23 protein-coding genes and 2 pseudogenes are annotated in these 26,078 nt (G+C 52.6%); 3 read left to right on the forward strand and 22 right to left on the reverse strand.

Going from position 1 to position 26,078, the window contains the following annotated elements; translation table 11 throughout:
- Positions 1-23: 23 nt before the first annotated feature.
- From B1748_RS13695 to B1748_RS13750, 12 genes are all read right to left on the reverse strand, one after another.
- Positions 24-1,877: a YycH family regulatory protein gene (locus B1748_RS13695; RefSeq protein WP_087568477.1), complete on the reverse strand. Its 1,854-nt coding sequence runs from the start codon at positions 1,875-1,877 to the stop codon at positions 24-26.
- The gene (gene walK, locus B1748_RS13700; RefSeq protein ID WP_087568478.1) at positions 1,874-3,724 is read right to left on the reverse strand and encodes a cell wall metabolism sensor histidine kinase WalK; all 1,851 of its coding nucleotides are present in this window, start codon (positions 3,722-3,724) and stop codon (positions 1,874-1,876) included. Before walK ends, B1748_RS13695 begins: the two co-directional genes overlap by 4 nt.
- The gene (gene yycF, locus B1748_RS13705; protein WP_087568479.1) at positions 3,721-4,476 is read right to left on the reverse strand and encodes a response regulator YycF; all 756 of its coding nucleotides are present in this window, start codon (positions 4,474-4,476) and stop codon (positions 3,721-3,723) included. Before yycF ends, walK begins: the two co-directional genes overlap by 4 nt.
- Before the next feature lie 228 nt (positions 4,477-4,704).
- Positions 4,705-6,261 carry a M23 family metallopeptidase gene (locus B1748_RS13710; RefSeq protein ID WP_179215578.1) on the reverse strand — a complete coding sequence of 519 codons (1,557 nt, stop codon included), beginning with the start codon at positions 6,259-6,261 and terminating at the stop codon, positions 4,705-4,707.
- 167 nt (positions 6,262-6,428) lie between these two features.
- Positions 6,429-7,172 (reverse strand): ICP22 family protein, encoded by a 744-nt coding sequence (locus tag B1748_RS13715; RefSeq protein ID WP_087568481.1) that lies wholly within the window; start codon positions 7,170-7,172, stop codon positions 6,429-6,431.
- A 200-nt stretch (positions 7,173-7,372) separates the two neighbouring features.
- Positions 7,373-8,659 (reverse strand): adenylosuccinate synthase, encoded by a 1,287-nt coding sequence (locus tag B1748_RS13720; protein ID WP_087568482.1) that lies wholly within the window; start codon positions 8,657-8,659, stop codon positions 7,373-7,375.
- 176 nt (positions 8,660-8,835) lie between these two features.
- A complete protein-coding gene (dnaB, locus tag B1748_RS13725) occupies positions 8,836-10,197 on the reverse strand; it encodes a replicative DNA helicase (protein ID WP_087568483.1) in 1,362 nt (453 codons plus the stop codon).
- Positions 10,198-10,317: 120 nt separating this feature from the next.
- Positions 10,318-10,761, reverse strand: a complete 444-nt coding sequence (gene rplI, locus B1748_RS13730; RefSeq protein ID WP_087568484.1) for a 50S ribosomal protein L9 — start codon at positions 10,759-10,761, stop codon at positions 10,318-10,320.
- Entirely contained in the window at positions 10,758-12,719 is a 1,962-nt protein-coding gene (locus tag B1748_RS13735; RefSeq protein WP_087568485.1) for a DHH family phosphoesterase, read from the reverse strand. The genes rplI and B1748_RS13735 overlap by 4 nt, the downstream gene beginning before the upstream one ends.
- 19 nt (positions 12,720-12,738) lie before the next feature.
- Positions 12,739-13,644, reverse strand: coding sequence for a DUF2232 domain-containing protein (locus B1748_RS13740; RefSeq protein WP_373271274.1), 906 nt, complete (start codon positions 13,642-13,644; stop codon positions 12,739-12,741).
- Between the two features lie 339 nt (positions 13,645-13,983).
- Complete coding sequence (locus B1748_RS13745; RefSeq protein WP_087568486.1) at positions 13,984-14,394, reverse strand: CBS domain-containing protein; 411 nt, start codon at positions 14,392-14,394, stop codon at positions 13,984-13,986.
- An 18-nt stretch (positions 14,395-14,412) separates the two neighbouring features.
- Complete coding sequence (locus tag B1748_RS13750; RefSeq protein ID WP_087568487.1) at positions 14,413-15,459, reverse strand: LCP family protein; 1,047 nt, start codon at positions 15,457-15,459, stop codon at positions 14,413-14,415.
- A 241-nt stretch (positions 15,460-15,700) separates the two neighbouring features.
- Here B1748_RS13750 and B1748_RS13755 point away from each other — a divergent pair, with 241 nt between their 5' ends.
- The 3 genes from B1748_RS13755 to B1748_RS13765 all read left to right on the forward strand — a co-directional run bounded on the left by B1748_RS13755 (position 15,701) and on the right by B1748_RS13765 (position 18,372).
- Positions 15,701-16,054, forward strand: a complete 354-nt coding sequence (locus B1748_RS13755; protein ID WP_087568488.1) for a DUF4870 domain-containing protein — start codon at positions 15,701-15,703, stop codon at positions 16,052-16,054.
- 277 nt (positions 16,055-16,331) lie between these two features.
- Positions 16,332-16,994, forward strand: a complete 663-nt coding sequence (locus tag B1748_RS13760) for a potassium channel family protein (RefSeq protein WP_087568489.1) — start codon at positions 16,332-16,334, stop codon at positions 16,992-16,994.
- Positions 16,981-18,372 carry a TrkH family potassium uptake protein gene (locus B1748_RS13765; protein WP_087568490.1) on the forward strand — a complete coding sequence of 464 codons (1,392 nt, stop codon included), beginning with the start codon at positions 16,981-16,983 and terminating at the stop codon, positions 18,370-18,372. Before B1748_RS13760 ends, B1748_RS13765 begins: the two co-directional genes overlap by 14 nt.
- 82 nt (positions 18,373-18,454) lie before the next feature.
- Here B1748_RS13765 and B1748_RS13770 read toward each other — a convergent pair whose 3' ends face one another.
- The 10 genes and pseudogenes from B1748_RS13770 to B1748_RS13820 form a co-directional block, all read right to left on the reverse strand.
- Positions 18,455-19,906 carry a SulP family inorganic anion transporter gene (locus B1748_RS13770; RefSeq protein ID WP_087568491.1) on the reverse strand — a complete coding sequence of 484 codons (1,452 nt, stop codon included), beginning with the start codon at positions 19,904-19,906 and terminating at the stop codon, positions 18,455-18,457.
- A gap of 377 nt (positions 19,907-20,283) precedes the next feature.
- Positions 20,284-21,801: a PAS domain-containing sensor histidine kinase gene (locus tag B1748_RS13775; RefSeq protein WP_087568492.1), complete on the reverse strand. Its 1,518-nt coding sequence runs from the start codon at positions 21,799-21,801 to the stop codon at positions 20,284-20,286.
- Between the two features lie 443 nt (positions 21,802-22,244).
- On the reverse strand, positions 22,245-22,505 hold the full coding sequence (locus B1748_RS13785; protein WP_087568494.1) for a metal-sensitive transcriptional regulator: 261 nt from the start codon (positions 22,503-22,505) through the stop codon (positions 22,245-22,247).
- Positions 22,506-22,563: 58 nt separating this feature from the next.
- Positions 22,564-22,650 (reverse strand): annotated as a pseudogene (locus B1748_RS36845) (DsrE/DsrF/DrsH-like family protein); the annotation flags it as partial.
- A gap of 100 nt (positions 22,651-22,750) precedes the next feature.
- Complete coding sequence (locus B1748_RS13795) at positions 22,751-23,071, reverse strand: rhodanese-like domain-containing protein (RefSeq protein ID WP_087568495.1); 321 nt, start codon at positions 23,069-23,071, stop codon at positions 22,751-22,753.
- A gap of 211 nt (positions 23,072-23,282) precedes the next feature.
- Positions 23,283-23,504, reverse strand: a pseudogene (locus B1748_RS37480) (MBL fold metallo-hydrolase); the annotation flags it as partial.
- A 253-nt stretch (positions 23,505-23,757) separates the two neighbouring features.
- The gene (rpsR, locus tag B1748_RS13805) at positions 23,758-24,042 is read right to left on the reverse strand and encodes a 30S ribosomal protein S18 (RefSeq protein WP_087568496.1); all 285 of its coding nucleotides are present in this window, start codon (positions 24,040-24,042) and stop codon (positions 23,758-23,760) included.
- A 27-nt stretch (positions 24,043-24,069) separates the two neighbouring features.
- The gene (locus B1748_RS13810) at positions 24,070-24,630 is read right to left on the reverse strand and encodes a single-stranded DNA-binding protein (protein ID WP_087568497.1); all 561 of its coding nucleotides are present in this window, start codon (positions 24,628-24,630) and stop codon (positions 24,070-24,072) included.
- A gap of 35 nt (positions 24,631-24,665) precedes the next feature.
- Complete coding sequence (rpsF, locus tag B1748_RS13815; RefSeq protein ID WP_087568498.1) at positions 24,666-24,950, reverse strand: 30S ribosomal protein S6; 285 nt, start codon at positions 24,948-24,950, stop codon at positions 24,666-24,668.
- 158 nt (positions 24,951-25,108) lie between these two features.
- Positions 25,109-26,008 (reverse strand): ABC transporter substrate-binding protein, encoded by a 900-nt coding sequence (locus B1748_RS13820; RefSeq protein ID WP_087568499.1) that lies wholly within the window; start codon positions 26,006-26,008, stop codon positions 25,109-25,111.
- Between the last annotated feature and the right edge of the window lie 70 nt (positions 26,009-26,078).

The raw sequence follows: 26,078 nt of genomic DNA on the forward strand, positions 1-26,078 counted from the left end.
GCAGCTATCCCTCTCCGAATAACTTATCGATAGCCGCTCTTTCTAGACGCTGCCAATGTTCCAGCCTCGCCGGAAGGAGCCGCGATTCCGCTCGCGGGAGGGTCTGCCGCCAAGTCTGTTTCCCCGTCTTCGCGAGCCGCCTCCGAGTCCCCGGGACTGCCCGGCTCTTCTTCCTTCTCATTGCCGCCCTGACCCGTGGATCCAACTCCCCCTGACACTCCTTGTCCGGAAGCGTTGTTTCCTGCGCTCGCAGCGGCACTCCCATTCCCGGCATCCCTATCAGAGCTTGCATCCTTACCCGAGCTTAGGTCAGCGACAGAGTCTCCGCCGCCATTGCCGAAGCGATCAGCGACAAGCCCCGACAACCCTCTGCCGGTCAAATTACCAGCGGTCGTGCTGCTTTCGATGCCGTTGCTCTGTCCGACCCGATCCGTCCGGGCCCCGGCACCGCTGGCTACACCCTCGCCACCAGGTAGTGCATCCCGGTTATCCGCAGACGCATCCTCCGAGTCGCCCGCTGCCTCCCCTTCTCCGCCAGCTCCATTGCCGCCTTCAGGCGGCTTGGCCGGAGGCGAATATCCGACAGGATACGCGTCCGCCAACACTTCTTCGGTGCCGTCGGATAATCGGACAGCCCATACGGGATCCAAGCGCAGCAAGTCATCCTCCATCGGCACAGGCCGCAGCGCCGGAAACAGCGCCGTGATCTCGCTTCGCCGTTCGTAACCCTTCAGTCGCTGCTCCAAATTCTCTCCGCCAGGCAGCCAACGCACCTCGCGATTCTGGGCCTGGGGCTTCAGCGTAATCAGCGATCTCGAATATTCCGTCACGACGCCTTGTTGCAGCGTGAGCTGAATTTGGCCGTAATTAAACGGGCTGTTGCTTACGATCGGGTACTGCTCCACATACTTGCGGAACGTGACCAGCTTTTGCTCCCTGTCCGCTGTCGTGCCCACCAAGGCGTGAGTGCCATCCCAACCTCCATGCTGATTAATGAATTCCACCGAAGCATATACATTCTCGCTAAGCAAAACTTCGCTGCTCTGCGTCGCGGCCGGGTTCGTATAGTTGATCCACAGGCCGTTTTGCTCCACCTTGAGGCCGCGCTTGCCGTCGGTAAAGATCTGCGACCCGCTGCGATCGACGATCGCCCTCGTCGTGCTGGGATCAAAGAACAAGCTTCGCTGCATCTGCTCCGGCGAATACGTCTCATAAGGGAAGGTCATCGCCGTCGCCTGCAAGGACTCCTTCGGCGCATACAGATCATCCCCCACCATCATATATTCGGGCAGATGCTGGCCGAAGCCTACATAATCCTGCACGTCGCGTACGGTCAGGTCGGCGCGTACCGACTCGTAGACAATGCCCTCCTCGCTGCTAAAGAAGAAGGTACGGATCTCCTCCGTATCCGTTGTCTTAAAGATCCAGATCCGATCGATGCTGTCGTTAAGAAACAACAGATCGCCTTCCAGCTTCAGCAGCTTCTGCAACAGATCGACGGCGACGCCGCTGCCAAACCGCAGCTCGATGCCGATGTCGTTTTTGCGCACCTCGTTCCAGTCGATCAGCGTAATCGGGCTGCGCTGGAAGCCCTTGAACTCGCGGCCGATCAGTCGTTGCTTCAGAATCATTTCGTAGAACTGCGTATCCGGATAGATCACCGTATGCCGATCATCGCCCATATGGATAATAAGGTCATCGGGGAAAATGGTGTTCTCCACGTGAGACTGCGTACCGAGACGCTCCGTGTTTACGTAATCTTGATCGCTTCGCACCGTGGCGCCAAGTCTCGGCATGCTATAGGCAAGCAAGTAGCTCTGCAGCAGGCTGAGCGCTACCAGCACGATCAACACGCCCGTCTTCATTCGTTCCATCATTCGGGATCGCCTCCTTCCTGAAGCAGAGGAAGCGTAAACGTCACTTTCGACCCCTCGTTCAGCTCCGAATACAGCGCAATCGTACCGCCGTGCGCCCTCACGATTTCCCGGGCAATGGACAGGCCGAGACCGGTGCCGCCCATATTGCGCGATCTTGCCTTGTCGACTCGGTAAAAGCGGTCGAAGATGCGCGTCAGATCCTTTTTCGGAATGCCGATTCCGGTATCCTTGACGCTGATCTCTATCGATCCGCCATCCGCCGTTCGCCGCGCGGTCAGACCGATCTGTCCGCCGTCCAGCGTATACTTGATGGCATTGGATATGAGATTGTCCAGCACCTGGTCGATCTGATCACGGTCGAGCCAGGCGTTCTTGAGTCCCCGCTCCACGCCGACAGTGGCGGATATCGACTTCTGTCGAAGCTGAAAGGAGAAGCGGTCGGCTACTTCGTCCAGCATGTCGTGAATATTCGTCTGCCGTCTGCGAAGCGGCGCCTGATTGGAGTCCAGACGCGACAGATGAAGCAAATCCGTTACAAGCCGTATCATGCGCTCCGTCTCGTTGCTGATGACGCCGACGAAACGTGTCGACAGATCCCGCTCCTCCAGCGCTCCGTCGCCGAGCGCTTCGGCGTAGCTCTTGATCGTCGTGAGCGGCGTACGAAGCTCATGCGACACATTGGCGACGAATTGCCGGCGCGACTGCTCCAGCTTCTCTTGCTCCGTGACGTCCTGCAGCACCGCAATCATGCCGGTGATCCCCTTGCCTCTGCGATGGATGGGCGTAAACGTAACCTTGAGCACGGAGTCTCCGGATTCGGCGAGGCCGGCATCTTCTTGCGGTCCGCGGTTCAACACAATCGTGCCGCCGCGTCCTTGCTCGAACTCCGCCAGCTTATCCGGCGTAAGGATGAGCAGCTCCGACAGCTTCGCGTCCTGGAGCGTATCCACCTCGAGCATCTCCAGCGCACGGCGATTCCAGACGATAATAACGCCGCGCTCGTCCGCCGCAACGACCCCGTCGCTCATGTTCGACAGGACGGAGACCAGCTTCTCGTTCTCCTCTTCGTTCGCCGACAACGCTTCCTTGAGCCGGATGGTCATATCATTAAACGCCATGCTGAGCCGCCCGATCTCATCATCGCCGAGTACCGGCGCCTTTAGATCGAATCGTCCATCCGCGACCGCCTCCGCCTGACGCGTCAGTCCCTGGATCGGACTCGTGATCGTATGGGCGAGCAAGATGCCGAGTACGCCCGTCAATCCAAGCGCGATCAGCGTACCCGAGAAGAAAATCTGGTTGACCCGATTTACCGTCTCGTACAGCTCCGTCATCGACGCAACAACGTAGACAGCGCCGACTACCTTATCGTTATAAGTGACGGGCAGCGCGATTCTCTTCTTTCGCGTATTGTCTTCGTCGATAATCTCTTCTTCGTTATCGGGAATGTTCTGCAGGGCGCGGCGAACCGCAAGCGAATTGTTCTTTTGCCCAATATTCGACTGATGGACCTGCAGCGACGTCGCGACGACCTTACCGTTTGCGTCAAGCACTTGTACCTCGGCCCCGCTGATGCTGAACAGATTGCGTACGACCAGATTAAGATCCTCCGTCGTGTTATCGGCGGAGTCTCCATCGCCTTCCTGGTTGGGGAGCAGGCTTGGAGCCGCGAACTTGGCCAAAATGTCGGCCTGCTCCTTCAGATTGTTCGTAAAGCTCGTGATGAGCGAATTTTTGACCGTGCTGATGAAATACACGCCAATAAGCTGCATCGCTACCAAAATGAGCAGCAGATAGATAATGACGAGCTTGACCTGAATCGTTCGGAAGAAGCTCCGTCCCTTCATCCGTACCCGAAGCCTCCCGACTTCGGATTGCGCATCATGTACCCCAGCCCGCGTCTCGTCATGATGTATTCCGGACGGCTGGGATCATCTTCGATCTTCTCGCGCAATCGTCTGATCGTGACATCCACCGTACGAACGTCGCCGAAGTATTCGAAGCCCCATACCGCCTGAAGCAGATGCTCCCGCGTCATGACCTTGCCGCTGTTGCGCGCCATATAATGCACCAGCTCGAATTCGCGGTGCGTCAGATCCAGCGGCGCTGCGTCCTTGTACACGACATACATGTCGGTATCGATAAACAGGTTGAACAGCTTGAGCCCGGTCTGCTCCGCATGCGGATCTTGACTGCCCTCCGAAGCCGCCGCGCTCTCGGACTGCTTGTCATTTTTCGTCTGCCGCCGCAGATGAGCCTTTACCCGGGCGAGCAGCTCGCGCGTGCTAAACGGCTTCGTGACATAATCGTCAGCGCCCAACTCCAGACCCAGCACCTTGTCGATCTCCGTGTCCTTCGCCGTCAGCATAATGATGGGCATATGGAGCTTCGTACGCACCTCGCGGCACACATCCATGCCGTCCTTTACGGGCAGCATCAAGTCCAGCAGCATCAGATCGGGCTGTTCTTCGAATGCCAGCCTGACGGCCTCTCCGCCGTCGAATGCGCAGATGACCTCGTATCCTTCCTTCTCCAGGTTAAACTTCAATATATCTGCAATCGGCTGTTCATCATCGACCACCAAAATTTTACCGTGCATCGTTTACACCGCCTGTCGCTTGTCCAATAGATAGTTGCCCTTATATTCTAACATACGGGGGCGTCCCGTTCACAATGAAATTCCCTACAGGCTGGCAATTTGTCCTTATCGTCCATCCTGTATCTTCCATGCAACCAACCTCGCCTATGCATCGTCTACAATAGAAGAAGCACCCCGGGAATCGTGGCTCCCAAGATGCTTCAAATATGGTCGTATTGGATATATATATTATAAGTACTTCAGCGGATTTTGGATCACGCCGTTCTTATGAATTTCGAAATGAAGATGAGTGCCCGTGGAATTGCCCGTATTGCCCATAATGCCGATGGAGTCGCCTTTCTCTACCTTGTCGCCCTTGCTTACCTTGTACGAGCTTAAGTGTGCGTAGAGAGTCTTATATCCATTTTTATGGTTGATTATGATCGTTTTTCCCGTGCCTTCTTTCGTGCCTACGAATTCGACGACGCCGTTGTCGGCCGCCATAATTGTCTTGCTGCCAATAAGATCGATGCCGTTATGGTTACGTCCCCAACGTGCCCCGAACTTGCTTGTCAACCGGGGATTGCTTATCGGATAGCGGAACTTGCCCGTGCCTTCGTCCAGCACGACCATCGTACCTTTTTCGATGACGGTAGCGATTGGCTCCTTCAATACTTCCTTTTTTACCAGTTCCTCGGAGACGACATAACCGTTCTCCTTTTTGATGCTGTACGTGAGTCGCTGTTCGCCCTCTACGCCTTGCGTAATGGTTTTGGACTCGCCGACGCGCATCTTCTCGTTTTTCGTATACTCGACTGGAATTGCAATCTTCTCCAGCTCCACCAGGCTTTCGGTCGTCACAACCGTCAGCTCAGGAAGCTGTACGGTCAAGTCCAGCTCGTCCCCGATTGTAATCTTGTCATCCTTGATCCACTTATTATTTTCGCGGATAAAGTCGGACGTTATATCGAACTTCTGCGCAATGCAGCCGATGCAATCGCCTTCTTTCACGACATATTTAGTCGGCTTGGTGCTGCCCGTAATGATCTTTTTGTAGATATCGTCCGCATTTGCAATCTTCGAAGGTTCCGTTTCGATCTGCTCGATCGTAACATCCTCTACAAAGGTTACATCCGTGACGACGCGTCCCGGCTTCGTCAAATCCGGCTCTGCCGCCTCTGCTGCTTTGGCATCCTTGTCGTACGACAACGTCGTAACCGATCTGCTGTCCTTCTTGGCCGCTGCCGCCAGCTCAGGCGCATACTTGCCCTGAACGCGCGACAGAATGTCGTCCGCCGTTGCCTGGTCCTTTACGACTCCGATGACGTTGCCGTCTATAACCACTTCCACGCCTACCGCATGCGAGGTTGTTGCGCCAGCCAGCTTCGCCAGCGTAGCCTCCGTCTCCGGAACGGCCTTAAAGCCGCTGCCCTCGACGTATGTAATTTCGCCGGTGTCCACTACCATCGTAATGTCCGGATTGGCTTGCTGCACCTCTTGCGTCTTCGACGCGATCCACTGCTCTACTTCGTCTTGCGTAGCTACCGTCCCTAATTCAACGCCATCTTTATATACGTGGTAGAATTCGAATGTATTTCGTTCTACATATTGCGAGTATTGCTGGTAACCGATAATGCCGGCTACTGTAAGCAGAATTGCCGCGCCGCCGATGAGGCCGGTCGTCTTCTTCCGCCAGAATGGGGTAGAAACAACCAAGTCTGCGGTCTGGTGTTCGGTCTTGCTATCCAAGCCTTGTGAGCCCTTACGTCGAAAGTAGCGGGTCGAGTTCTCCCATACCTTCTTCATACGACTCATATCCCTGAAACCGGTCATGATAGTCTCCTTTTCGCATCGCTTCTAAGAGAATCGCGCATTAAAAATAGAAAAAAGGCGAATAATCCCGTTGGATCACTCGCCTAATACTTTAACACAAGCCTAACAAATGGAGCAACCGTTGCCATCACAACGTAATATTAATATTTTTTCAGAATGCTCATCATGTCCTCATACTCTTTCTTGTCGAGATGCTGTGCCATAATCTGTTGAATGTTGGTTAATTCGCGTTCTGTAAGCCCTTCCTCCATGTACGCGGAGATCTGCTGCAAGGACTCCTGGGGGAGCTTCGCCATCAATAATTCGAACAGCTTATTTTTGTCCTCGTCGCTTATCTTATCCTTCGTCTCCGTCAACTCGTCCGTCGTCAGCGCCGTCTCCGTCCCGTCTACGCCGTCCGATCCCCCGATGCCTTCCAGCGTTCCGCCGTCTGCGACAGCTCCGCCATTCTGGCCCTCAGCGCCTGTGCCGCCTCCTTCCGGCGGCTCGACGCCTCCAGCCGCGCCGCTGCCTTTGCCTACGCCGACATCGGTAAGAGGGGGCTCCTCGATCTGGCCAAACGCTTCCTGGGCTCCGTCGTCTTCCGCTGAGCCGCTATTCTCAACCGCGAAATCCTCCGAATCCCCGTCCGCTTCCGAACCGCCTTCGACGCCGCTGGCGCTCTCTACGCCGCTCTCCTCCGCCGTCGTATGCGGGTCCGAGCCCCACAGCTTGCCCCATACGCCCGACATCGCCATAGGCGGCACTTCGATCGGCAGCTCGTATTGCTTTAATATGGATTCTACATAACTCGTTACGATATACCCCGTCGTCCAGATCGACAAAAAGCTGATAATTAATCCCGCTGCCACCAGCTTGGCGATCCACGCCAATCCTCTAAACATCCTATCATCTCCTAAGCCGGCTCCAGGCATCAATCTTAGCCTCTGCCTCTCGCAGCCGTTCATTCCTTTCTACCAGTATGGTCAAGGTTGAGAGAGGACATTCCGCATTCCGCCTTACAGGAGAAAAAAAGCCATTGTCTAAAGGAGCGTCTTACGCTCCTTCAGGCAATGGCTGTGGCTTGCTGCTTTAACCAGCTATTCTATTCGTAGATCGGACGAACCGGATTCGTCTGCTCGCGGTTGCGGCCTACGGAGAAGATAGCGATCGGAATACCCGTCAGCTCCGAGATGCGGTTCAAGTAGTTCAGCGTATTGGCCGGCAGATCCTCCAGCTTCTTCGCTCCCGAGATATCCTCGCTCCAACCCGGATACTCCTCGTATACCGCTTCGCACTCGGCCAGCGTCTTAAGGCTTGCAGGGTAGTGCTGGATAATCTCTCCGCGGTACTTGTAGCCCGTGCAAATCTTAACGGTGTCCAGACCAGTCAATACGTCCAGCGAGTTCAGGGACAGACCTGTGATGCCGCTGACGCGGCGCGCATGACGGACGACAACCGTGTCGAACCAGCCGACGCGGCGCGGACGTCCCGTAACCGTACCGTACTCATGACCCTTGTCGCGGATCAATTGGCCGATCTCGTTGTCCTGCTCCGTCGGGAACGGGCCGTCGCCTACGCGAGTCGTGTAGGCCTTGGCAACGCCGATAACCTGCTGAATCTTGGACGGACCGACGCCGGAGCCGATGCAGACGCCGCCCGCGGACGGGTTGGAGGACGTTACGAACGGATACGTGCCTTGGTCAATGTCGAGCATGACGCCTTGTGCGCCCTCGAAGAGCACCTTTTTGCCCTCGTCGATAGCGTCGTTAAGCACCACGGACGTATCTGTCACATATGGACGGAGCACTTCCGCGTAGCCCAGGTAATCCTTTACGATGGAGTCCGCGTCAAGCGCCTCTCCGCCGTAGACTTGCTCGATGAGGTTGTTTTTCTCTACGATGATGGCGCGAACGCGGGATTCGAATTCCTCCGCATCCATCAGATCGCTGATCCGTACGCCGTTGCGGGCCGCTTTGTCCATATAGCATGGACCGATGCCCTTGCGCGTCGTGCCGATTTTGTTATCGCCCTTGCGGTCTTCCTCAAGGCCGTCCAGCACAAGATGGTACGGCATAATCACATGCGCGCGGTCGCTGATCTTCAGGTTCTCCGTGGAGAAGCCGTTCTCGTGAATATAGTTAATTTCGTCGATCAGAGCGGCAGGATTAATAACCATGCCGTTGCCGATGACGCAAGTTTTATCATGATTGAAAATACCGGATGGAATCATCGTTAATTTGTATTTCTTATTGTCGATGAGGATGGTGTGCCCGGCGTTGTTTCCTCCTTGGTAACGAGCAACAACGTCAGCTCCCTCTGCAAGGAAGTCGGTGATTTTGCCTTTCCCTTCGTCTCCCCACTGCGTACCGACAACAACAACCGTAGACATAATCATACCCCCGTTCGATGCATACAAACATCGAAAATTACCGTCCTTGCGGCAGATCCGGGTTCTTCACCGCGTCACTTGCCAGAAGACAGCACTAATAGTGTAGCAGTGCGACGCGTAGAAGTCAAACGAAAAACGAACAATTGTGCGGACGTCCACACAATTGTTCGGATATTTTACGATGCCTGAGACGGATCCTGATGCGCCCGGTCCAGATTGACGAATTTATTGAAGTTTTTGAGGAACACCAGCTCGACCGTGCCGACCGGTCCGTTCCGTTGTTTCGCGAGAATGATCTCGATAATATTCTTTTTCTCGGATTCCTTGTCGTAATAATCGTCCCGGTACAGAAACGCGACGATGTCGGCATCCTGCTCGATGGAGCCGGATTCCCGGAGGTCGGACATCATGGGGCGTTTGTCTTGCCGCTGCTCGACGCCCCGGCTGAGCTGGGACAGAGCGATGACGGGCACTTCCAGCTCCCTGGCAATCATCTTGAGCGTCCGCGAAATTTCGGATACTTCCTGCTGACGATTCTCGCCTGCCTTGCCCCGCCCTTCGATCAGCTGCAGGTAGTCGATCAAAATCATGCCCAGCCCGCGTTCCTTCTTCAGCCTTCGGCACTTCGCGCGAATATCGGCTACCGTAATGCCCGGCGTATCGTCGATGTAGATCTCGGCCTCGGCCAAGGCGCCGATCGCCATCGTCAGCTTCTCCCAATCGTCGCCTTCCAGGCTGCCAGTTCGCATCCGGGTCGCGTCGACATTGGCCTCGGCGCATATAATCCGCTGCACGAGCTGTGCGGCGGACATCTCCAGCGAGAAGATCGCGACCGTCTCCTTGGCCCGCACGCCAACGTTCTGAGCCACGTTAAGGGCAAAGGCGGTCTTGCCCACGGAAGGACGTGCCGCGACGATAATAAGGTCGCTTCGCTGAAAGCCGGCCGTCATCCTGTCGAGATCGACGAAGCCTGACGGAATGCCCGTCGGCCCGCCCTTGTTGCTGTACAGGAACTCAACCTTCTCGAATACCTCCATGAGCACATCGCGGATGGAGATGAAGCCGCCGCTGGAGCGTCGGTTGGAAATTTCCAGAATTTTTTTCTCGGCATCGCTTAGCAGCACGCCGACGTCTTCTGCATTCGCATACCCATCCGACACGATATTGGTCGCGGTCCGAATCAATCTTCGCAGCATCGACTTCTCTTCGACAATCTGCGCGTAATAATCAATGTTGGCCGCCGTCGGTACGGCGTTAGCCAGCTTGGCCAAGTAGCTAACGCCGCCAATCTCCTCCAGCAAGCCTTGATCTTGAAGATGGGCTGTAAGAGTAACGAGATCGACCGGCTGGTTGTTCTCGCCCAGCTCGATCATCGCTTCGTAGATGCGGCTATGGCTGCTGCTGTAGAAGTCTTCGCTGCGAACCCGTTCCATCGCGGTTATGAGCGCCTCCGGCTGAATCAGTATGGCGCCGATAACAGCCTGCTCGGCTTCCATATTTTGCGGGGGAACCCGGTCGAACATTAATTCCGTACTCATGCTTCACGCTTCTCCTCTCGGTCATCGCTCTTGGAAAATGGAAGACAGGCGCAGACGAATCTTCGCCTACGCCCACCTCCGACATCTTCCGCTTATCTTAAACCTGATGATTGCTCTTGCTTATTCTTCAGCCGTCTGAACGTTCAGCTTCGCTTTCACTTCTGGATGCAGCTTGACCGGCACCTGGGTCATGCCCAGCGTACGGATCGGGTCTTCCAGCTCGATCTTGCGCTTGTCGATCTTAACGCCGAGGCCCGCGAGCGCCTCCGCTACTTGCTTACTCGTAACGGCGCCGAACAGGCGGCCGCCTTCGCCGGCTTTCGCCTTTACGACCACGGTCATCTCTTCCAGCTTCTTCGCAAGCGCCTGAGCGTCTTCCTTCTCCTTCGCCTTGCGTTTCGTTTCCGAAGCGTTTTGCACCTCAAGCGTCTTCAGATTGCCGTCGGAAGCCGCTTTCGCGAGCCCCTTCGGCAACAGGAAGTTGCGTACGTATCCTTCGGAGAGATCCTTGACCTCGCCTTTTTTCCCTTGTCCCTTTACGTCTTGCAGAAAGATTACTTTCATTCGAATAACCCCTCTTCCGATTGTATTTGGTGCAGCACTTGCTTAAGCTTGGCCGCGGCTTCGCCCACCGTGCCTTCCATCTGAGCCGCCGCGTTCGTCAGATGACCGCCGCCGCCCATCCGCTCCATGACGACCTGCACGTTAATGCCCCCAAGGGAGCGAGCGCTGATCCCGATGAGTCCATCCGGTCGTTCGCCAATGACGAACGAAGCCAGAATATCGGTCATATTGAGCAGCGTATCCGCCGACTTGGCGATCAGCAGCTGCGAATTGCGCACGCCCTGCTCTACCACCGCGATGGCGATATGGTCGTACATTACTTCGGCATGCTTAATAATCTCCGCCTTGCTGACGTAACCTTCCAGATCCTCTTGCAGCATACGCTGGATGACCATGGGATCCGCCCCGTTCCTTCGCAGGAACGAAGCCGCCTCGAACGTACGGGCTCCCGTACGCATCGAGAAGCTTTTCGTGTCGACCGTAATGCCGGCAAGCAAAGCAGTCGCTTCCCTAATGTCGAGCCCGACCCGGTCATGAATGTATTGCAGCAGCTCGGTGACAAGCTCGCAAGCCGAAGAAGCATAAGGCTCCATATAGACGAGAATCGCGTGATTGATAAACTCCTCGCCCCTGCGGTGATGGTCGATCACGACGATTCGGTCCGTCGCCGTCAGCAGCTTCGGCTCCTTTACGAGCGAAGCCTTATGCGTGTCGACGACGACCGCCAGCGATTGCGGCGTCATCAGCGTCAATGCCTGCTCCGGGGAGATAAACCGCTTGGACAGCTTCTCTTCCTCGCGCAGTAGCTCCATCAGCTTCTCCATAGAAGGATTGATTCCTTCAAGTACGATATAAGCTTCTTTGCCGAAGAGCTGCGCGGCCTTGAGCACGCCGATGGCTGCGCCGATGGAATCCATGTCGGGGAGCTTATGGCCCATAATAATGATGTTGTGGCTCTCCTTCATGAGGTCCCGCAGCGCATGCGCCACGACGCGAGCCCGCACGCGAGTCCGCTTTTCTACGGCGTTGCTCTTGCCGCCGTAGAACGACTGGCGTCCCGCCACCTTGACGGCAGCCTGGTCGCCTCCGCGGCCCAGCGCAATATCGAGACTCGTATGCGCCCATTGACCGAGCTCCATAATCCCCTCGGCCCCGGCTGCAAATCCGATGCTGAGCGTGACGGGGATCTTCTGCTCGCCCGCCATCTCCCGCACCTCGTCAAGAATGACAAATCTGGAATGCTCCAGCTGGCGGAGCGTCTTATGATCGGTAACGAGCAGAAACCGGTCGGACGTGAGCCGCTTGAGATAGATTTTGTACTGCTGGGCCCATTCCGTAATTTCCGTCGTCACTTTCGCGAGCAGGGAGCTTCGCTGATGGTCGTCGAGACCTTGCGTCACTTCCTCCAGGTTGTCGATCATCACAACGCCGAGGGACAGCTTCTCGTCCTCGTATTTGCGGCTGAGCTGCCACAATTCCGTGATGTTTTTGACGTAAAGAATTTTTTCTTTGGGCCGGAATATAAGCTGGTACATCTGCGAGCCTACCGCCGCTTCGATGATGCCGTCGCGATCCTTGGCATGCTGCAGCGTCGGGAACAGCTCCGTCAGCGGCATGCCGATGGCGTTGTCGCGCTCGAAGATTTTTGCAATGTACGGATTATGCCACTCCACGGTACGATCTTCATTATAGAGAATAATGCCGAACGGCAGCTCGCTGATGACATCGTTGCCGCCCTTTTTAACGCGATAAGATAAAGTGCCGAGATACGTCTTAAGGTCCTTGCGGAACGCCCGCTCCGCGAAGTAGCTGTAGACGGCGACCCCGATCGTAAGGATAAGACCGGCCAGTCCTGCCGCCCAGTGAAACCAGGCGAGCAGGGCCGACAGCAAGGCAAGCACCGCAAGCGCAGCCACTTGATGCATGCCGTGCCATCTCGTAATTAGAAACTTAGGCATAGAACGTATCGCTCCTGTGCTATTGGGATTTAACGAACGCCTTCCGGATCGGGAATGCCGTATCCAGAACGCCGATCAGGCTTAGCGGAGGAATCAGCAGCACAGGGATGGCTATGAGAACGGGAACTGCCCTATTCCAATCGCGATGATGAGCAATATAGAAGAAGAAGCCGATCGCCTGAATCGCGAATACATAACTGAGCAGCGGCACCAGATTCATCAGTGCAACCGGGAGGAACGCCTTGCTCGTACTAAGCATGAACAGATCCATCACGTATGCGATCAGATAGAAAATAACGAGCGAGCGCGGAAGCTTCCAATCCCTTGCCTTAGGGAAGGCAGGCACTTCAAGCCCGCTCCGGTTTACGATTCTTCTCGCGAGATAATGCGACACGACCGTCAAGACGTACGCCAAAATGATGAAGGTGAGCGGAATCATGTTAATGATGACTTGAATAAGCGTGTCCGTGTGCGAGGAGGTCCACTCCGTCGCGAGCGTGTTCTGCGCCATCACGGTGTCGAATACGTCGCGGATCATCGAGCTCATCTCATCAAGCAGGGACAGATCCAGGAACAGCTCGAATACGAGCAGCTCCAGCATAAGCTGGGCCAGCACGATGACTCCGACGATCCGGATCACCTTGGCCGCAGGTTCCTTTTTGCGGTATAAGTGACCCATGGCTATGCCGGGCAGCAGGAAGAACAGTCCGATAATAAGCACCGCCGGTCCCACGATCAGGGCGGCAGCTACCCACACGGGAATCGTGTGAAGGGCGAAGGCTCCCTTGGATAGCGTCGAATATAGAACGACATACGGAACCATCATGAACAGCAATGCAGGCAAGTTCAGTACAGGTACAGCGAGAAGCAACAGCAGCAGAAACGCCGCCCCGCTCCACAGCAGGGGTTTCAGCCCAGTTTTCAATCGGTTCACCTCTTGCAGCTTCGTTTGCACACCCGATTATCAGGCATTTAACACCCATTATAGCACAAAAGCGGATTTCCGCATGCATCCCGTCCATTCCAACATTTGCGCCTGCGCCCAGCGGCGACCAAACTCCGTTCAGGTCCCCTCCCAAAAAAAAAACTGCCCCGGGAGCCTTAGGCCGTATCTGAAAACCCGCTCAGGGGCATCTTTCACCGCCTTTCCGCCCCCTGCTTCGTCACTTTTGCTTGACGTACCCCCGGTACGCCTTCACAAAAGTTCCTTGCATCGAACGAAAATTCGGCAAAATCTGCTCCCCTCGGAGTATTCAGACACGCCCTAGCTCCGCTGGGACAGTCCCTGTTGGCAATAATCGATAATTTCGCTTCTTCTTACGAGTCCGATAAAATGATTTCTGTCGTCCACGACAGGCACGAAGTTCTGTACCTTGGCCAGCGAGATCATATCATCCATATTAGCGTCGATATTTACCGCTTTGTTCGTGACCCTCAGCGGCACCTCGGCAAGCTTTACCTTGTTGGTCGTCTCGAATGTCAGATCCGGCCGGCTCTTCATAAACCAGAGCAGATCGCCTTCGGTGACCGTTCCGTAATACGTGCCATCCGAGTGGAGAATCGGTACGGCCGAGTAACGATGATATTCCATCCGTTCCAGCGCTTGCCGCAGCGTCGTGTCATAGGTCAAACATACGACCTCTTGCTTCGGCAGCAGGAAAAACGCGATATTCATCCTTTGTTTCACTCCGTTCTATTGACCGGACGCGCTGGAGAGCGACTGTACCTCCTTCTCCACTGTCGCCGTGTACTTCGGAGGGAGGATCAGACTCGCGGACGGCGCGTCGGCATCCAGCCAATTATGAATCATGGTCTGTACTTGCTGCAAGTCCTCTTTGTCGGCAAAATAATACCAAGCCCCGCCTGCCTCCAAGCGACCGCCTTGACCGAGCAGCGTATGGCTGTACATCGTCAGGCCGCTCTTTGTCAGCATAGCTTGCGACATGTCGATCAACTGCCCAGGCGGCATGTCGGTGCTAAAATTGTCGCCCATAATGTCAATAAATGAAGGAATCTTATTCCACTGCTTCAAACTCGTCGCCTTCTCTATAATAGCATGAAGGAACTGCTGATGTCGCTCCGTCCTGCTCATATCCCCGCCCGCGTCTTCGCGGTACCTCACGAAGTTGAGCGCGTCCGTGCCGCCATAAAGGTCCTGTCCGCCCTTGATGACGAATTTTTCGTGTCCGTAACCTTTGTTGACGATGTCCTCCTCGATTGGAAGCGCGATGCCTCCCATCGCGTCGATGGCAGCGCGGAAGCCCTCGAAGTTAATAGAAGCGTAATGATTGACTGGGGCGTCCAGCAGCATTTCTACCGTATCCATCGTCATCCCAGGCCCTCCGAAGGCATGAGCATGGTTGATCTTGTCCTTGCTGTCTCTGCCCACAATCTCGACGTAGAGATCCCGCGGAATGGATACGAGCAGCATCTTGCCGTCATTCGGGCGCACGATCGTGTAGATCAGCGTGTCGGACCGTCCTATCTCGTTGTCCCGTTGGTCCACCCCGAGCAGCAGCACGGAGAATGGATCCCGCTTCGTCCTGTCGACTCCGACAGGTTTTACAGGCTGACGGTTTTCGACAGGCTTGTACGTGTTCTCCAAACTTTTCTCAAGCGAACCCTGCAAGAACCAGTCGAAGCCGGCCATTGCCAGCACGCCCCGATTCAAATACGCCGCGGTCAGTAGAACGACCGCAATGATTCCGATTGCATATAATCGTTTATGTTTCTTCTTCATATTGTCCACTCTCCAAGCGATTTGGTTCCGTCTGTCTCTATACCGGCAGCCTTGCTTTCTTATCATTCTAGACGATGGCAACGTTGCAGGGGTTACAAACCTATGACAAAAATTTTATCCCATTTGTGGTAACTTGTCGCATTTCGCAACCAATATTTGCAACAAAAAAAGGTCTATTGCTTATGTACGGCGAATACAATTCTTGCAATACTATGTCCATAAGGAGCGTGACTCGTCCATTATGCAACCGGTACAAGTAAATCCGGATCCGTCTTCAACTGGCTTGGATCCCAAGGTGGCTGGCCTGCTTTGTTATTTGCTCGGCTTCATTACAGGTATCATTTTCCTCGTTCTGGAAAAGCAAAGCCGCTTCGTTAAGTTCCATGCGATGCAGTCTACGATCGTATTTGTGGCCATTGTCGCCATCAATCTGGTGCTGGGCTGGATTCCCGTCATCGGATGGCTCATTTCGATTATTTTGGCCCCGATCAGCTTCATTTTGTGGATAGCCCTCATGCTGCTGGCTTTGCAAGGCAAGATGTTTAAGCTGCCCTACATCGGCGACATCTCGGAGGAGCAAGCGAACAAATTCTAGTAAAGGTTTGAACGCGCACTAATAAAGCTCCGATCGTAATTACACCGCCGGCCTTCATTATGAAACAGGGACAGCCCTTTAGTCGTATATGACGAAGGGCTGTCCCTGTTCTATTTGTACCGCAATAACCCGAATGAAAAATACGCAGTAAGGGGATTACTTTTATAATAGAAACGTCTGTTAATTCTCTTTGACAAATAACCAATTGTCTCCTATGATTTATCACAGTTAATAGTTCGAATACTAATCATCCAATAGATAGTTGGGAAGTGAGCGCTTGAAGAAACAATTTATGGTGATCGGGCTCGGCCGCTTCGGCACCAGCTTGACCCGCACTTTGATCCAAAACGGACACGAAGTGCTTGCAGTCGACAAGAACGAACAACTCGTCCAAGAGATGGCTCCCATCGCTACCCATGCGCTGCAAGCGGACTGTACGGACGAAAACGTGCTGCGCGAGCTTGGAGCAAGCAACTTCACGCATGCCATCGTAGCGATCGGCGACGATTTGCAGGCGAGCATTCTGACGACGCTGTTGCTTAAGGAATTAAAGGTGCCAAAGGTAACCGCGAAAGCGCGAAATGAAATGCATGGCAACGTCCTCAGCAAAATCGGCGCCGATCACGTCATCTATCCGGAGCGTGATATGGGGACGCGACTGGGCAATCAACTTAGCTCGGACAACCTGATTGATTACATCGAGCTGTCGCCGGACTACAACCTCGCGGAGATTGGCGCGCCTCCCGCCATGGACGGCAAATCGCTCAAGGATCTCAACATCCGCGCCCGCTACGGTTGTACCATCATGGCTATAAAAACCGGCGATCGCATCAATATTTCGCCTAAGGCCGAGGATGCCATTCATACGGGCGACGTGCTGCTCATCATAGGCAGCAACGATGATATCCGCGAGCTGGAGAACGACTATGAACGCGCATAGCCATCCCCAAAAAAACGAACAGCCTTGGCTCGAGCGTTTCATCAATCATCTCAAAAATAAAATCAGTCCGCCGCAGCTTATTACCGTCGTGTTCTTCGGGCTCATCTGGATCGGCGCGATTTTGCTCAGCATGCCCTTTTCGTCTAGCGACGGACATTCCATCGGATTGCTTAATGCGCTCTTCACCTCGGTATCTGCCGTTTGTGTAAACGGTCTGACCGTGCTGGATACCGGCGCTGACTTCTCCGTCGTCGGTCAGATTATCATTATGGCTCTGATCCAGGTTGGCGGCATCGGCTTTATGACGCTCGGCGTGATGGTTGCTATTCTGCTGGGCAAGAAGATCGGTCTCAGGCAGCGGCTCGTTATTCAGCAGACGACTCAATCGACTTCGGCGCAGGGGCTCGTTAAGCTGTCTCTGTATATGGTTCTTATCGTATTCGTATTCGAATCCATCGCCACGCTGATTCTAACGCTGCACTGGCAGAGCGAGCTTGGACTGGGCAAAGCGGCATACTATGCCCTGTTCCACTCCGTATCCGCCTTCAACAATGCCGGATTTTCCCTATGGTCCGACAGCCTGATGCAGTTCGTCGGCGATCCCATCGTCAACTTGACGCTGATCCTCTTATTTATCGTCGGCGGTCTTGGTTACATCGTCATACTGGACATGCTTCGCAAGCGCTCCTGGCGCAAGCTGTCGCTCCACTCCAAGGTCGTGCTAATCTCCTCCGGCGTATTGATCCTGGCAGGGTTCTTGCTGATCTTCCTGCTGGAGAGCTGGAACAGCGCAACCTTCGGATCGTTGAACACGGGCGAGCGGCTTTTGGCGTCGCTCATGCAGAGTACGACACCCAGGAGCGTTGGCTTTAACACCATTAATATCGGCAGCATGCTCGCCGTCTCCCAGTTCATCCTCATCATCCTGATGTTTATCGGGGCGGGATCCGGAGGTACTGGCGGCGGCATCAAAACCAATACACTGGTCATCCTTATCCTGTCGACGATCCAGACCTTCCGCGGCGGCGGTCAAATCCACGCCTTCGAGCGCAAGATCTCGCAGGATTCCGTCATGCGAGCGCTGGCAGTCGTTATGACGGCGCTGGCTTTTGTATTAACCGTTACCCTGATTCTTACGGTGACGGAGGATGTGGCGAAGGACAACTTCCTGGCTGTCCTGTTCGAAGCAACCTCCGCGTTCAGCACAACAGGCTTGTCAATGGGGCTTACCGGCGAGTTGACTACGGCAGGCAAGATTGTCGTGACCATTACGATGTTCTTGGGCCGGTTAGGCCCTCTCACGCTGGCGTACGCGCTCGCCCAAAAGAAACAAAGCTCCAAGATCGGCTATCCCGAGGATCATATTCTCGTCGGTTAATGCCCGGGCAAAAATTCATCATACACAAAGGCTGCCAGACGAAGTCCATGGATGGACGTATCGTCTGGCAGCCTTTTCAGCCTTAATGGCCGCCAGATACGGTCAAACCAACGCGGTCCACGAGTTTCTTGCTCTCTTCGTTCAAGCCGATTATTGTCACGGTCTTGCCCTGCGCCTCATATTTGCCCAGAACCTTTGCAATTGCCGTAATCGCCGAGTGATCCCAGACATGAGAGCTGCCGAGATCAATCACGATATGTTGCGGATCCTGCTGCGGGTCGAACAACTCGCCGAAGTGGCTCATCGTGCCAAAGAACATTTGGCCCCGAATCCGATAATGCTTAATGCCCTGTTCCGTGACATGCATGTCGGCATGCAGCTTGGCCATACGCCATCCAAAGAGAAGCGCACTCATGATCACGCCGACCATAACGCCCTTTGCGAGATCATGCGTGTACACCACCACCGCAACGGTCACTACCATGATAATGGTGTCTGACAACGGGATCTTTCTTACATTCAGAATAGAGCCCCAATCGAAGGTGCCGATTGACACCATAATCATGACACCGACCAACGCCGCCATCGGGATGCTTTTGACCACATCGCCAAGCACCATAATCAGGAACAACAGCACGGCACCTGCCACCAGCGTGGACAGTCTGCCCCGGCCCCCCGATTTGACGTTGATGACAGATTGTCCGATCATCGCGCAGCCCGCCATACCTCCAAAAAATCCGGTAATCGTGTTCGCGATGCCTTGTCCGCGCACTTCCCTGTTCTTATTGCTCTTCGTCTCCGTCGCTTCGTCGAGGATCGTTGCCGTCATTAAAGATTCCAGCAATCCGACGATCGCCATCGTAAACGAGACCGGCAGTATAATCATCAGCGTCTCCCAGTTAAACAGAACGTCGGGAATATGAAAGCTCGGCAGCGAACGCGTAATATTGCCCATGTCGCCGACCGTGTTCACTTGAATGCCGCCGAATACGGTCACGCAAGTCATGACGATAATTGCGACAAGCGCGGAAGGCACGGCTTTAGTCAGCAACGGCAGTCCATAAATAATGAGTAATGTTGCTGCTACGAGCACATACATGACCCAGGTGACATTCTCGAATTGGACGAGCTGTGTCATAAAGATCAAAATCGCCAGCGCGTTCACGAACCCAATGACTACGGAATGCGGAACGAACGTAATAAACCGCCCCAGCTTGAGCATACCCATCAGAAACTGTATAATGCCCGTCAGAATCGTAGCCGCATATAGGTACTCAATCCCGTGATCGGCTACCAGCGTTACCATCAGCACCGCCATTGCGCCTGTTGCCGCGGAGATCATCCCTGGTCGTCCGCCCGTAATGGAGATGATAACCGCGATACAAAATGACGCATGCAGCCCGACCATGGGATCGACACCCGCAATGATCGAGAAGGCTATGGCTTCCGGAATCAGCGCAAGCGCGACCGTAATGCCGGCCAGCAGATCCCCTCTGACGTTAAAAAACCATGTGTTTTTCAGTTGTTGTAACAAAGAAATAATTCCTCTCTCTCCTCTAGGTCGTGTCTGAAAATCTGCTCCCCTCGGAGTATTCAGACACGCCCTAGTAATTGGTGACCTCCCACTCTCAGAGAGGTCGGGGCCGATATTTGACGATTTTTATTATACACAGAATCCACAAGCGATCTACTGAATACCATTATGGGTTTAAACGCTTACATCCGTGTTATTCTCTCTTATTCTGTTTCGATCTCCTTTTTAGCCATCTTTACGATCAATAAAATTCCATGCTCAAAAGGCGATTCGAATTCGCCAGCCCCTTTATCCACATGGGGATAACTTTTTTCGACGTCACCCTTTTTGAGTTATTCACTTGTGCATACTTTTGCATCTTCAATAAACGATACCATCTACAAGTCAGTCGGCAGCCAGCAGATAAAGGTCGTTCCCTTTCCATATACGCTATCCACCCGTATATCTCCACTCATAATCTCACTAAAGCTCTGACTAATCGCGAGCCCTAGACCCGTGCCTCCATATTTGCGTGTGGTAGATGCATCAGCCTGCGTAAATGGGTGAAAAAGCTTTTCGAGCTGCTCTGGCGTCATGCCAATGCCCGTATCCCGAACAAAAAATTCGTAACCCTGCCGAGAATCCCTGACTTCCTTATAAACCTTGAATTCAATCAGCCCGTTCTCGGTAAACTTGTTGGCGTTGCTTAACAAATTAATAAGAATTTGTTTTAATTTTGTTATATCGGCCGTAATTTCTCCGCTTTCTTCGCAACTCAATTGCAGCCTGTTTCCCTTTCCGTCTACCAACGGTCCAATCGTAGTCATCACATCGTGAATTAATTCCGATAGGAGGTAGGTCTCCAGATGCAGCTCCATTTTTCCAGCTTCTATCTTGGAAATGTCCAGGATATCATTGATCAGGCTAAGGAGATGATTGCCTGCTTTGCTGATTCTGGATAAGTCCGCTACAAAGGAAGTCTCGCCGATCTCTTCTGCCTCTTCCTGCAGCATTTCACTATAACCAATAATCGCATTTAGCGGAGTTCGCAACTCATGACTCATGTTAGCCAGAAATTGACTTTTAATCAGGCTCGCTTTTATGGCCTCGTCATGCGCTTTTGCCAATTGAGTCGTTCGCTCGGCCAGTGCCGTTTCTGCATTTACTCGATCCGTAATATTTGTACGAATGGAAATAAATTGACGCGGGTTATTATAGTCATCAAGAAAAGGTACGATGGTTGTATTCATCCAATACTCGCTGCCGTCTTTGGCTCTGTTTTTAACTTCACCTTGCCAGACGCGTCCTTGTTTAATCGTTTCCCACATCGTCTTAAAAAAGCTTTTAGGATGAAATCCCGAGTTGATTACACGATGTGTTTTTCCAATCAGTTCATCACGATCGTATTTGGATATTTCGCAGAACTTTTCGTTTACATAAGTGATTACGCCTTTAGCATCCGTAACCGCAACAATAGAGGACGCATCCAAGGCATTTTCTATATCTCTCAAATTGTCCATTGTCTGCAATAATTTATTTTCATTATCTTTGCGTAAGGATATATCCGTTCCAATAGATACATATTGAAATTCAACATCGCCATCATTTTTAAAGGGAACGATGGTCAGATGTATCCAGTAATCGCCACCATCCTTAGCACGATTGTTTATTTCGCCCTTCCACACTTGACCTCGTCTCAAAAGATCCCATAAATCATTAAAACCGCCATGAGCGTGGAACCCTGTATGCACAACCCGGTGGTTCAAACCTATGATTTCATCTTTATTAAACTTGGAAATTTCGCAGAAATAATCATTTACGTACGTAATGATTCCTTCTTCATTCATAATTGAAACGATTGACGAAGTCTCCAATGCCTTAAATACATGTTCAATCGTTTTATGATTCGTAAACATTTTTTGCCCACCTCGTTACACCAATATGAACATATTTAGATATAAATTAAGGATACGATATGAATTTGAACATTTTTTGAAATGATAGTAATGTCAGCTGCTTGTATTAATGATTTCGGTTGCTATTCAGCGAGCTTTAGAACGCTGTCGCCGTCCTTTGGATGTGCAGTAAGCTATCGGACATAAATGACGCTATTCTTCGATTTTTTAGGTTTTAGAAATTCTAATGGACATACACGACCTTATTGGTGTCCAAAGAAAGAGGCTATCCCAAAGCCAATTTGTGATTTTTCGAGCCTCACGTGAAGTCGGATTTTCACATGAAAAAGGACCTCGAATTCCACTTTAAAATGGAACTCAAGGTCCTTCCACGTAATTTCACGTATAAATTGACACATTCCCCTGTCATTTGATAATTTTTGGGACAGCCCCAATATTTACTTCTACCTGCTTTTGATTAACAGCCCAACAGCTTCTTGGACAACATTACTGGTGTCCCCACCCTTCTCCAGCTCTTCATGAATACATTGCTCCAGGTTTACCGCTACTACAAGCGCCAGCGTTTTGTCGACGGCGCTGCGGACAGCTGAGAGTTGGCTTACGACGTCCTTGCAGTTTTTGTTTTCTTCCATCATTTTTAATACACCGCGTATTTGTCCTTCGGCTCTTCGCAGGCGCCGTTTCATATCATCATCGTATTTCATTTGGAATCCCCCCCGATACATGTATAGATATATTATAAACACATTGGGGAGTCGAGGATCAAATAAATAAGTTCACCTTCGCATCTGCGGCATCTCCCAAATAAGCCGCAACGCCGGCATATTCGATTCCGTCGAGCAATTCTTCCAGCGTATTCAATCGCCAGAACGTAACGCCAAGCCCTCGCGGTTTAACGTTTGATTCGTTTGAATCATGGCTGTCATATGATCGACTCCTCTCTTGTGTTTTAAATCCCTGAAACTACCTCTCCTTCCCAGAGGGACATGCCCCCGGGCATATTGCAGACGTCATACCCTAATTCTTCAAGCCGTTCGCATGCCAATCCGCTGCGGTTTCCGCTTCGGCATACGACAATATAGGGCTTCTTCCGATCCAACTCTCCTAGTCTTTGCCCCAGCGAACCTAGCGGGAGGTGCTTAACGTTCGGGATATGGCCAGATTCCCACTCATCCGACTCTCGCACATCAATAATGTTCAGCTTTTCACCTTTTGCTAATCGTTCTTTTACTTCCTGCGGCAGCATGTCTTTCGAATATTTTCCCGCCATCTCGCAAACACTCCCCTAAGTTATGTTAGAATATCAAGCCAAATTTTAATGACAGTTGCGATGAACAATACGGCGAGAATCCCGATGGCAAATAAGACGGTAATTAACATGATATCCATGCCCTTAACAGAAACCCTTTCCTACATACCCTATAGGGTATTATTTTGGTCAAAAAAATAATCTCCTTCCTACAGCTTCGCCTGAATTCATTATCCGGACGACCGATAGACTCGACAAATAGGATATCCCCGCTAAGCAAGTATTGTTCGTCAATGATTAAGGACGTGCTTCCGATCGTATGACCCGGAGAATAGATAGGCTGGATCCGGATATTAGAATGACCAACCTTAATTTCTTTTCCTTCCTCTAGCGGCTCAAAGTCGAAAATGACTTCGGTTGCATCTTTGGGAGGGAGCCAGTATGTTGCTCTGGTTTCTCCGCTAACAACCTGCCATAGTTTCACCGAGTGAGAGTCAGTAGACTTTCAATACCCGTATGGGTATTATTTTGACTAAACTTTATACCCTGTGGGGTATACAGGCATATTACAGTGTTCTTTTAGTTCTGTCAACCGCTATGCACTCGGCGTATGTTTTCTTAGCCATACAAACACAAAAAAACCCACGCACGGATCACTTTTTCAAGTGTCCTGGCTTGTGGGTTTCTCCGTTCTGCACTAGCACGAACTATTCTGTTGTGTAAGGCAGCAATGCGATCTGACGGGAACGTTTAATTGCAACTGTCAGCAAGCGTTGATATTTCGCGCTTGTGCCCGTTACGCGACGTGGCAAAATTTTGCCGCGCTCGCTGATAAACTTCTTAAGCAGATCCGTGTCTTTATAGTCAATGTGAGTAATTTTGTTTACAGTAAAGAAACAAACTTTACGACGTTTGTTGCGTCCGCCTTTACGTCCGCTGAACTTACGCTCTGGACGCTCGTCGCCGCCGTTCTCTCTTGGTTTGAAAGCCATGGTGTACATCCTCCTTCTCGTAGAAAATTAAAATGGTAAATCATCTTCGGAAATGTCGATTGGACGTCCGTCATCCTTGAAAGGATCGCTGTTGCTATTGCCGTCGTTGCGCGATCCGCCCGAACGGCTTCCGCCGCCATAGGATGAACCACCACCGCCAGCATTGCTTCCTCCACTGTATCCGCCGCCCGAATTGCCGCCGCCGTATCCGCCTCCACCGCCGCTGTTCTCATCACGCGGAGCTCCGCTGTTCTCGCGATTGGACTCCAGGAACCGGACATTGTCTGCAATAACTTCCGTTACATACACACGTTTGCCCTCATTGTTCTCGTAATTCCGCACTTGAATGCGTCCTTCAACGGCCGCTAAACGACCTTTGCGTAAGTAGTTTGCGCATGTTTCAGCCAGCTGACGCCATGTAACGATCGGAATGAAATCCGCTTCGCGCTCGCGTTCTCCGCCTTGACCTGCTGACGAGAATGGCCGGTCTACAGCTAGCGTGAATTGCGTTACCGCAACTCCGGCAGGCGTATAACGCAGCTCGGGATCCCTCGTCAATCTGCCAATCAGTATGACACGGTTCAACATCTCATCGACCTCCCCATTCCCTTGCGTGGACTAGACTAAGCTACGTCTCTGACGATCAACGAACGAATGACTTCGTCTTGGATCTTCATGATACGGTCAAGTTCATTTACAACTTCAGTCGTTGCGTTGAAATGTACCAGAACGAAGTAACCATCACGAAGCTTGTTGATCTCATACGCAAGACGGCGTTTGCCGATCACTTCGGATTTCGTGACCTCTCCGCCATTGGAGATGATGCCATTAAATTTCTCGACGAGAGCTTGAACGTTTTCTTGCTCGACGTCTGGACGAATGATGTACATCACTTCATATTTGCGCATATTGTTTCACCTCCTTTTGGACTAGCGGCCCCATAAAATGGAGCAAGGAACGAGCCATAGGCTCGCATCTCTATACTATACCAAATCGAGAAGCTCATGGCAAGCCGAGAATCGGGAGGCAACTTTGGCGCTTCACCCTTCCAGCACCTGCAGTGCGCTTACTTCGCCAACCAGTCCGCCAGCTCCTCCGTTTGGCTTAATACGGCAATGGGATCGTAATACCAGGAACGTTCTTCCTGCCAGATGTACACTTGATTCTGCTTCACCGCCGCAAGCGAACCCCAGATTGGATCGGCTTTGAGCTTGTCTATCGTCCATTCGTTAACATCCCCGACCGTTAATACAATATAATCGCCCACATAGCCGGCCAATGTCTCCATAGACAATTCCATCCACTGCTTCTCCATCAGTTCCTCCGCTACATCGGCTCTCGGCTTTCTTCCCAATGATTGATAGATGGGTTGTCCTCCGCGGCCAAAATTATCCCCGTAAGCCCAGACGGACTTGTCCCCGAGCTCCAGAATCGTAAAGGTGGCGTCAGGCTGGATGACCGCATCCACGCGCTGCTTGGCGGCCGCAATCCGTTCGTCGTAATCCTTGAGCCATGCATTGGCTTTGTCCTCCAAGCCCAGCAGTTCGCCGAAATAGGCGATCTCTTCATGCGCATTTTTCAGATCGCCGTAGGGAACCGAAATCGTTGGCGCGATTTTATTCATCTGCTCGAACCGTTTCGGATCGTCTGTAGCCGTAATAATCAAATCCGGATCCAATTCCATCATCTTCTCAGGCGACGAATTGCCGTATTCGCCGATATCAGCTACACCTTCAAGCGCCTCTACATAATAGGGATTTTTTAGATGCAGGCCAGGAGTCCCCACCGGAATGGCATCAAGCGCAATCAAGCTTCCTACGTAGTCGTCCGCAATAATACGTTTGGGCGACGTGGGGATCTGGATATCCCCGAACGCCGTCGTAACGGTTTTGGCGTTTTCCTTCTCCTCGCCGCCGTTGTTTCCGCCGCCGCAAGCCGCCAGCAATACCGTCAATAAGACCAGCATTAGCGCTGCCCCCAGGAAGCCGCGTTTTGTTCCCTGTTCTGAACTGCTCCCCGTCAAGTAGACAGTACAA

Source organism: Paenibacillus sp. MY03, assembly GCF_002165585.1.
Taxonomy (GTDB): Bacteria; Bacillota; Bacilli; order Paenibacillales; family Paenibacillaceae; genus Pristimantibacillus; species Pristimantibacillus agaridevorans.